Annotated in this window: 5 protein-coding genes; 1 reads left to right on the top strand and 4 read right to left on the bottom strand. The window is 75.4% G+C overall.

Annotated features, from left to right (window positions below; all coding sequences use genetic code 11):
- Positions 1 to 137: 137 nt before the first annotated feature.
- Positions 138 to 1,412, top strand: coding sequence for a phosphoserine phosphatase SerB (gene serB, locus L1885_RS24960; RefSeq protein ID WP_235799431.1), 1,275 nt, complete (start codon positions 138 to 140; stop codon positions 1,410 to 1,412).
- A 236-nt stretch (positions 1,413 to 1,648) separates the two neighbouring features.
- Here serB and L1885_RS24965 read toward each other — a convergent pair whose 3' ends face one another.
- From L1885_RS24965 to L1885_RS24975, 4 genes are all read right to left on the bottom strand, one after another.
- On the bottom strand, positions 1,649 to 2,167 hold the full coding sequence (locus L1885_RS24965) for a SixA phosphatase family protein (RefSeq protein WP_235799432.1): 519 nt from the start codon (positions 2,165 to 2,167) through the stop codon (positions 1,649 to 1,651).
- Positions 2,168 to 2,617: 450 nt separating this feature from the next.
- Entirely contained in the window at positions 2,618 to 2,827 is a 210-nt protein-coding gene (locus L1885_RS24970; protein WP_235799433.1) for a hypothetical protein, read from the bottom strand.
- A 316-nt stretch (positions 2,828 to 3,143) separates the two neighbouring features.
- Positions 3,144 to 3,260: an SGM_5486 family transporter-associated protein gene (locus tag L1885_RS29015; RefSeq protein WP_263631434.1), complete on the bottom strand. Its 117-nt coding sequence runs from the start codon at positions 3,258 to 3,260 to the stop codon at positions 3,144 to 3,146.
- Between the two features lie 4 nt (positions 3,261 to 3,264).
- Positions 3,265 to 3,935, bottom strand: a 671-nt coding sequence (locus L1885_RS24975) for a YbfB/YjiJ family MFS transporter (protein WP_372482023.1), incomplete at its 5' end; no start/stop codon positions are given.

A 3,935-nucleotide genomic window follows, 5' to 3' on the forward strand; every position in this document is an offset into this window, starting at 1 on the left:
GGGCCGGAGACGCGGCCCTCACGGAGGGTGCCCGGCCGGCCACGGTCGGCGGACCGGTGGGCCCGGAGGCCCCGGGGTGTCCGGTGGGCGGGACGGCGGGCGCGGGCCGGGCCGCCGCCCGATACGGTGGTAACACCATGAGCGCACCGGAGCCCCTGCAGCCCCCGGCGACCAGCGAGTCGGCCGGCGGCGCCCGTACCCTCCTCGTCAAGATCTTCGGGAAGGACCGTCCCGGCATCACGGCGGGCCTCTTCGACACACTCGCCGCGTACGGCGTCGACGTCATAGACATCGAGCAGGTCGTCACGCGCGGCCGCATCGTGCTGTGCGCGCTGATCACCGCGCCCGCGCAGGCGGGCACCACCGACGGCGAGCTGCGCGCCACCGTGCACAGCTGGGCCGAGTCCCTCCGCCTGCAGGCCGAGATCATCTCCGGCATCGGCGACAACAAGCCGCGCGGCAGCGGCCGCTCCCACGTCACCGTGCTCGGCAACCCGCTGACCGCGCAGTCCACGGCGGCCATAGCGGCCAGCATCACGGGGACGGGCGGCAACATCGACCGGATCTTCCGGCTCGCGAAGTACCCGGTGACAGCCGTGGAGTTCGCCGTGTCGGGCGTCGCCACCGAGCCCCTGCGCACCGCGCTCGCCACCGCGGCGGCGGACATCGGAGTGGACGTGGCGGTGGTCTCCGCGGGCCTGCAGCGCAGGGCGCGCCGGCTGGTCGTCATGGACGTCGACTCGACACTCATCCAGGACGAGGTCATCGAGCTGTTCGCGGCCCACGCCGGGTGCGAGGCGGAGGTCGCGGACGTCACCGCGCGGGCGATGCGCGGCGAGCTGGACTTCGAGCAGTCCCTGCACGAGCGGGTGGCGCTGCTGGCGGGGCTGAGCGAGTCGGTCGTGGACAAGGTGCGCGCCGAGGTCCGCCTCACACCGGGGGCCCGCACGCTCATCCGCACGCTGAAGCGGCTCGGCTACCAGGTGGGCGTGGTGTCCGGCGGGTTCACGCAGGTCACCGACGCGCTGCGGGAACACCTCGGGCTGGACTTCGCCGCGGCCAACACACTGGAGATCGTGGACGGCGTGCTGACCGGCCGGGTCGTCGGCGGGGTCGTCGACCGCGCGGGCAAGGCGCGGCTGCTGCGCGAGTTCGCGGAGCGCGCCGGGGTGCCGCTGGCCCAGACGGTCGCGATCGGCGACGGGGCCAACGACCTCGACATGCTGAACACGGCCGGGCTGGGGGTCGCCTTCAACGCGAAGCCGCTCGTCCGCGCCGCCGCGCACACCGCGGTCAACGTGCCGTTCCTCGACACCGTGCTGTACCTGCTGGGGATCACCCGCGAGGACGTCGACGAGGTGGAGGACGCCGAGGACGCCGAGGTCCCCGGCATGACGGCCGCCGGCACCTGAGGCGGCGCGGGAAACGCGACCGGGGCGGGAGTGGCCGCGCCCGGGAACCCGGCCGGGCCGGCCGCCCGCACGGTCGGCCCACGACGCGGCGGGCGGCACCGGTCCGGGATGCGGCCCGCCTCGGCCCGGCGGCGCCGCAAGACCTCGGGTCCGAGGGTCCGCGGCGGGAAGTGTGTGCGCGGAGTGCGTGTGCGGCTGCGGTGTGACGCCGGTACGGGCCCGAGGACGTGCGCCGGTCAGTCGTGCGGCGCCCAGTAGTCCAGCAGCCGGCCCACGCCGTGCTCGACGGATTTCCAGCTGCCCTCGAAGCCCACCACGGCGAAGGCCGCCGTCGGGAAGGCGCCCTGCGTCATCCGCGCCATCGTGTCGCCCTCGGCGCTCGCCGAGAGCACGTCCGCGAGGGCGTGCATGCCGGGGTTGTGGCCGACGAGGAGCAGGTCCCGCACCTCGTCGGACGTCTCGTTGACCAGCGCGAGGAGGTCGCCGAGCGTCGCGTCGTACAGGCGCTCCTCGTAGACCGTCCGCGGCCGGTGCGGCAGCTCGTGCACCGCGATCTTCCAGGTCTCGCGGGTGCGCTCGGCGGTGGAGCAGAGTGCCAGGTCGAAGCCGATGCCCGTGTCGGCGAGCTTGCGCCCGCTGGTCGCGGCCTCCGTGCGGCCGCGCTCGGCCAGCGGCCGCTCGTGGTCGGACACCTGGGGCCAGTCGGCCTTCGCATGACGGAGGAGGACGATCCTGCGTGGTGTGTCGGCGCTCATGACACCCAGCTTCGCACGAAATGCGCCCCCGGGCGCAGGGTGTTGGTGTCTCAGTGGCAGCTGAGGCGTGCTGCCGGGGCCTGTCCCTCCGACGGACGGCGCGGGGGGGGCGGGCGCTTGCCTCCCGCGCGCTCCCCCGGGCGGACACGGGCTCGCCGCTCCTGGTACGGGACCGTACGCGGCCGGTGAAGGGCCGCACGTGCAGGAGGGCACGAGCGGGTGAGGGGCCGCCGGCAGGCGAACGGAGACGGGCTCTGCCCGTATGCGACCGGACACAGGGCGGACGTGGCCGACCGGCGACGGGGCCGCCCGCACGCGCGCGGTGAGGGTTGCCCGCCGCTGCGGCCGGAGGCCGGCCGTGCGCCTCGCGCCGGGGGACCCGGCAGCGCGCGGCCCCCGTCCCCCTGGCCCCGGCTTCCCGCCCCTGAAGCGCCCGCTCCCGCTGCCCGCCTACGGGAGCAGCAGGAGCTGTATCGCGTGGGCGAGCCGGGCGAGGGCGTCCGTGCCGCCCGCCGCGTGCGCCTGGGAGGGGTTGACCGTGACCATCAGCAGGGCGAAGAACGCGGTCGCCGGGAGGACCACGGCCCACCAGGGCAGCCGTGCGGCCGACGTGACCGCGCCCGTTGTGCTCCGGGGACGCATCCGCTCCCGCACCGACATGACCGCCTCCGTGTCGTCCGCCGTCCGGCAAGTGCCGTCACTGAAGAAACTACGGAGCGCGAGGCGTCTTTCCCATCCGGTGATCCACCCACTCGACCCTGACCCTTGCCCCCTACTCGACCCTGACCCTTGCCCCCTAGGGGACAGGGGGGCCAGCCCCACCCCGGGCCGGCCGCGGCTCCCGCGGGGGGCCTTGGAGCGCGGCCGCGGCGGCGCTCAGGGTGCGGCGCCGGCGGGGCCCGGGGTCAGCGGCGCCGCTCGGCGCCCGGCAGCGCCGGCGCGCGGCGCGGGCCCGGGGTCACGGCGGGGCCCCGGGTCAGGGCGAGGCGATCGTCGCGACGATCGCGATGACCGCGAGGATGCCGAAGATGGCGCCGAAGACGTAGAGCAGCTTGCGCTGCCCGTTCTGGGGGGAGGGTTCCAGGACTGGCATGCGCTCAGTCTCCCACCCCGGCCTCCTGCTCGATGGTGCGGTCCCGTCCGGCGAGCCAGCCCACGGCCATCTGCGGCAGGAGCAGGGCCGCCATCAGGCACAGCGGCCAGGTCCAGCCCCCGGTGTGCTGGTAGAGGACGCCCACGACGAGCGGCCCGGGTATCGACAGCAGGTAGCCCGTGCTCTGCACGAAGGCCGACAGGCGCACCACCCCCGCGCCGGTGCTGGAGCGCATGCCGATCATGGTCAGGGCCAGCGGGAAGGAGCAGTTCGACACCCCGAGCAGGACCGCCCACACCCAGGCCCCGCCCACGGGTGCGAGGTGGAGCCCGGCGAAGGCGGCCAGCCCGCAGGCGCCGAGGGCGACGACGAGGGGCCCCTGGTGCCGCAGGCGGGTGGCGAGGCCCGGGATCACGAACGCCAGCGGCACGCCCATCACCATGATCACCGCGAGCAGCACGCCCGCGGTGTCGGCGGAGAGGCCCGCGTCCCGGAAGCGCTGGGACATCCAGCCCATGGTGATGTAGGCGCCGGTGGCCTGGAGGCCGAAGAAGACCGTGAGCGCCCAGGCCGTGCGGCTGCGCAGCAGGCTCGGCACGGCGTCGCGGGACGGCTCTCGGGGACCGGCTGCCGCGGCGCGCCCGTAGCCGCCGGGCGACGCGGCCCCCGGGCCGG

This window comes from Streptomyces fuscigenes (assembly GCF_021556455.1).
GTDB classification, from domain to species: domain Bacteria; phylum Actinomycetota; class Actinomycetes; order Streptomycetales; family Streptomycetaceae; genus Streptomyces; species Streptomyces fuscigenes.

Bases quoted from the DNA above. Each gene is read 5' to 3' on its own strand.
- serB (WP_235799431.1), top strand. From the start codon at position 138: ATGAGCGCACCGGAGCCCCTGCAGCCCCCGGCGACCAGCGAGTCGGCC.
- L1885_RS24965 (WP_235799432.1), bottom strand. From the start codon at position 2,167: ATGAGCGCCGACACACCACGCAGGATCGTCCTCCTCCGTCATGCGAAG.
- L1885_RS24970 (WP_235799433.1), bottom strand. From the start codon at position 2,827: ATGTCGGTGCGGGAGCGGATGCGTCCCCGGAGCACAACGGGCGCGGTC.
- L1885_RS29015 (WP_263631434.1), bottom strand. From the start codon at position 3,260: ATGCCAGTCCTGGAACCCTCCCCCCAGAACGGGCAGCGCAAGCTGCTC.